The following is a 4,776-nucleotide window of genomic DNA, read 5'->3' as shown; positions in this document are numbered from 1 at the left end:
ATCCAGAACAGCGTCTGCAGGTCGCGCAGGCCGCCTTTGCCGTCCTTGACGTTGGGTTCGACCAGATAGCGGCTTTCGCCGGCCTTGGCATGGCGCTCGTCGCGTTCGGCAAGCTTGGCCTGCACATATTCGGGCCCGGTCGTGCGCACCACCTCGCGGTCGAAACGCTGCAAGAGCTCGTCATAGAGCTTCTGCTCGCCCCACAGGAAACGCGCTTCCAGGATCGAGGTGCGGATGGTGATGTCGGTGCGCGACAGCCGCAGGCATTCGTCGATGTTGCGGGTGGCGTGGCCGACCTTCAGCCCCAGATCCCAAAGTATGTAGAGCATGTATTCGACGATCTGCTCGCCCCATGGCGTCTGCTTGTAGGGCAGCAGGAAGAGGAGATCGATGTCCGATCCCGGCGCCAGCGTGCCTCGGCCATAGCCGCCGACTGCGACGACGGCCATGCGTTCGGCCGATGACGGGTTTTTGACGCGATAGACATGGCTGGCGGCGAAATCGTAGAGCGCGCGGATGATCTCGTCCATGAGATGCGACAGCCGGGCGGCGCAGGCGGTGCCACTGCCGTCGTCCATCAGCATGCGTTCGGCGATGCTGCGGCCGGCGGTCAGCCTGCCCTTGAGAAGCTGGAGAACACCGGCGCGCGCAGCCTTGCCGGAGCCGTCGCCTGCCGTGGCCGCGGTCAGCGCCGTCATCTCGCAGCGCAAGGCTTGGCTGTCGATCAGTTCATCGAGCTTTAGAGAGATTCTTGCCATAAGTGCCGTTCGGCCTCGCCATTTTGGCGGCGTCTATAGCGCGTTTTCGCGGCGCTGGGTATGGGGCGGACGGACACGCTCTCCACGGAGTCGTCGATGGCATGCGGCGGCGGCTGGATGCGGGATTCTCCGCCGGCGGTTTGGCGCGCGCCTCGGCAAGAAAAACAGAAATTGGTCCTTGACCTTCCAGTCACTGGAAGCACTACCTCCGTTTCAGAACCGAGACACAGGGGCATTTCCGCATGACGCATTCCGACCATGACCATCACGCCCATAGCGGCTGCTGCGCGGCAAAAGCTGTTCCGTCCGTCGCCGACGCCGTCATTCGCGATCCGGTCTGCGGCATGACCGTCGATCCGGCCGCCGGCAAGCCGACAGCCGAGCATGGCGGCCATCTCTATCATTTCTGCAGCGAGCGCTGCCGTTCAAAATTCACGGCCGAGCCGGAAAAGTACGTTACCGCCACCGACCCGGTCTGCGGCATGCGTGTCGACCGTGCCGCCGCGAAGCACTTTTCCCGGCATGAAGGCCAGGGCTTCTATTTTTGTTCGGCCGGCTGCAAGGGGAAATTCGAGGCGGAGCCGGCAAAGTATCTTGGCGACAAGCCAGAGCCGCAGGCGATGCCGAAAGGCACGCAATACACCTGCCCGATGCATCCCGAAATCGTCCGCGACAAGCCGGGCGCCTGCCCGATCTGCGGCATGGCGCTGGAGCCGATGGGCGTGCCAACCGGCGATGAGGGGCCGAACCCGGAACTGGTCGACTTCACGAGGCGGTTCTGGGTGAGCGCCGTGTTGTCGGTGCCATTGCTGATATTCGCCATGGCGCCAATGCTCGGCGTGACGTTTAGCGCCTTCATCGAGGATTCGGCGAAGATCTGGGTGGAATTGGCGCTGGCCAGCCCGGTTGTGCTGTGGGCGGCATTCCCTTTCTTCCACCGCGGCTGGGATTCGGTTCTTAACCGCAGCCCCAACATGTGGACGCTGATTTCGCTCGGCGTTGGTGCGGCCTATCTCTACAGCGTCGTCGCCGCGCTGTTCCCGGATATATTTCCGCACCAGTTCCGCGGTCATGAGGGCACGGTGCCGGTCTATTTCGAGGCGGCCGCCGTCATCGCGGCGCTGGTTTTCCTCGGCCAGGTGCTGGAGTTGCGCGCCCGTGAGAAAACCGGCTCGGCGATCCGCGCGCTGCTCGACCTCGCGCCGAAAACCGCGCGGCTGATCGGCGAGGACGGTTCCGAAAACGACGTGCCGCTCGACACGGTCAAGGCCGGCGATCGCCTGCGCATCCGCCCCGGCGATGCCGTGCCGGTCGACGGCATCGTGCTGGAAGGCCGCTCTTCCATCGACGAATCGATGCTGTCAGGCGAGCCGCTGCCGGTCGAAAAGACCGAAGGCGACCCCCTCACCGGCGGCACGCTCAACAAGAACGGTTCGCTGATCATGCGCGCCGAGAGGATCGGCGCCGAAACCACGCTGGCGCGGATCGTCGAGCTCGTCGCCAGGGCGCAGCGTTCGCGTGCGCCGATCCAGGGTCTGGCCGACCGCGTCTCCTTCTATTTCGTCCCGGCCGTCGTGGTGGTTGCGATCGTTGCGTTCATCGCCTGGGCGATCTTCGGGCCGCAACCCAGCCTCGTCTTTGCCATCGTCTCTGCGGTCTCGGTGCTGATCATCGCCTGTCCTTGCGCGCTGGGGCTTGCCACGCCTATGTCGATCATGACCGCCACGGGGCGCGGCGCGCATGCCGGCGTGCTGATCAAGGATGCCGAGGCGCTCGAACGCTTTGCTTCGGTCGACACGCTGATCGTCGACAAGACCGGCACATTGACCGAAGGCCGGCCGAGATTGACCGACCTCGTCGCGGCCGAAGGCATAACACAGGATGATCTGCTGGCATTTGCCGCCGGCCTCGAAAAAGGCTCGGAGCATCCGCTGGCCGAGGCGATCGTCGAAGGCGCCCGTGAGCGCGGGGTAAAGATTCCCGACGTCGGCGGTTTCGAGGCGGTGACCGGCAAGGGCGTTTCCGGCACGGTGTCGGGAAAGAACGTCGCGCTCGGCAACGCCGCGATGATGGCCGATCTCGGCATCGATATCGCATCCATCTCGACCAGCGCCGAAGTGCTGCAGGCCGAAGGCAAGACCGCGATGTTCGTCGCCGTCGGCAAGAAACTGGCCGGCATCGTCGCCGTCGCCGACCCGATCAAGGCAACGACATCAGAAGCGATCAAGGCGCTGCACGACCGCGGCCTCAAGATCATCATGGCGACCGGCGATAACGAACGCACGGCGAAAGCCATCGCCAGCAAACTCGGCATCGACGAGGTGCGTGCCGGCCTACTGCCGGAACAGAAGAGTGCGCTGGTCGAGGAGTTGCGCGCCAGGGGCGCCGGCGTCGCCATGGCCGGCGACGGCGTCAACGACGCGCCGGCGCTGGCCGCCGCCGATGTCGGCATCGCCATGGGCACCGGCGCCGATGTAGCGGTCGAAAGCGCTGGGATCACGCTGGTCAAGGGCGATCTCAACGGCATCGTCCGGGCCCGCACGCTCGCCCAGGCGACGATCCGCAACATCCGCCAGAACCTGTTCTTCGCCTTCCTCTACAACGTGCTTGGCGTGCCGGTTGCCGCCGGCGTGCTCTATCCGCTCACCGGCACGCTATTGTCGCCGATGATTGCGGCAGCGGCGATGAGCCTGTCCTCGGTTTCTGTCATCACCAACGCGTTGCGGCTCAGGACGTTGAGACTCTGAGCCAAGCCTCCAAATAAAAATTCGTTCAAAAAGGAGATCATGAATGACCTTGGCCAAGAAGATCGTGCTGCTGCTGATGGCGGCCGGAATGCTGCTTGCCGTTTTCCTCGAAAGCATTCCGTCGCAAGCCCAGGAGATGAAACACGACAAGGGGGCGCACGACACGGGCGCGATGGGCGCGCAAAGCCCCTCGACCAACGGGTACAAGGCGGCGATGGACAAGATGCACACCGCCATGATGGCGATCGAACCTTCCGGCAATACCGATGTCGATTTCGCCCGCGGCATGATCCCGCATCATCAGGCCGCAATCGACATGGCCAAGATCGAGCTTGCCAATGGCAAGGATCCGGAAATGCGCAAAATGGCCGAAGCGGTGATCGCAGCGCAGGAAGCCGAGATCAAGCAGATGCAGGATTGGCTGGCCGCCCATCCGGTGGAGTAGCACCAGCCAGCTCGCGGGAAATCCGGGGTGGATTTCTCCCGAAGGGTGTGCTGCCATCGGGCGTCGACTGGAGCGCGCCATGCCATCAACGATAAGAACCACCACATTGCCCTCGGGCGAAGCCCTTCCCGTGCTGGGTCAAGGCACGTGGAGGATGGGCGAGGATTTCAGCCGCCATGCTGATGAGGTCAACGCGCTGAAGCTCGGGCTCGATCTCGGCATGACGCTGATCGACACCGCCGAAATGTATGCCAGCGGCGGGGCCGAGGAGGTGGTGGCGGATGCCATTGCCGGGCGCCGCGACGAGGTGTTCCTGGTCTCCAAGGTACTGCCGTCCAACGCCTCGCGCATCGGCGTTCCGGCGGCCTGCGACAGAAGTCTCAGGCATCTGCGCACCGACCGTATCGATCTCTATCTGCTGCACTGGCCCGGCAGCCTGCCTCTGGCGGAAACGGTCGAGGCCTTCGACGCGTTGAAAAAGGCCGGCAAGATCCGCCACTGGGGCGTCAGCAATTTCGACACCCATGAGATGGAGGAACTGGTCAGCCTGCCGGCCGGTGACAGCGTCCAGACCAACCAGATCCTCTACAATCTGTCTCAGCGCGGCCCCGAATTCGACCTTGCGCCCTGGAGCCGGCAACGCGGCATTCCGCTGATGGCCTATTCGCCGGTCGATCAGGGCGTATTGGCGCGCAATACCACGCTCGAAGCCATCGCCGCCCGCCACAATGCCACGGCGGCTCAGTTGGCGCTGGCCTGGCTGATGGCACAGGACGGCGTCATCGCCATCCCAAAGGCCGGCAGGCAAGAGCATGTCCGCCAGAAT

At 64.1% G+C, this 4,776-nt stretch carries 4 protein-coding genes; 3 read left to right on the top strand and 1 reads right to left on the bottom strand.

Features of this window, described 5'->3' with window-relative positions; genetic code table 11:
• Window positions 1–758: nucleotidyltransferase domain-containing protein (locus EOA85_RS28005; RefSeq protein ID WP_206523391.1), on the bottom strand; the 758-nt coding region annotated here is incomplete at its 3' end.
• A 242-nt stretch (window positions 759–1,000) separates the two neighbouring features.
• Here EOA85_RS28005 and EOA85_RS28000 point away from each other — a divergent pair.
• The 3 genes from EOA85_RS28000 to EOA85_RS27990 all read left to right on the top strand — a co-directional run.
• On the top strand, window positions 1,001–3,505 hold the full coding sequence (locus EOA85_RS28000; RefSeq protein WP_127211925.1) for a heavy metal translocating P-type ATPase: 2,505 nt from the start codon (window positions 1,001–1,003) through the stop codon (window positions 3,503–3,505).
• A gap of 43 nt (window positions 3,506–3,548) precedes the next feature.
• On the top strand, window positions 3,549–3,950 hold the full coding sequence (locus EOA85_RS27995) for a DUF305 domain-containing protein (RefSeq protein WP_127211924.1): 402 nt from the start codon (window positions 3,549–3,551) through the stop codon (window positions 3,948–3,950).
• Window positions 3,951–4,029: 79 nt separating this feature from the next.
• On the top strand, window positions 4,030–4,776 hold a 747-nt coding region (locus tag EOA85_RS27990), incomplete at its 3' end, for an aldo/keto reductase (protein WP_164759930.1).

The sequence above is a fragment of the Mesorhizobium sp. M5C.F.Ca.IN.020.29.1.1 genome, assembly GCF_003997375.1.
Taxonomy (GTDB): Bacteria; Pseudomonadota; Alphaproteobacteria; order Rhizobiales; family Rhizobiaceae; genus Mesorhizobium; species Mesorhizobium wenxiniae.
Note: the sequence above shows the minus strand (reverse complement) of the source record. Positions and strands in the feature narration are given on the sequence as shown.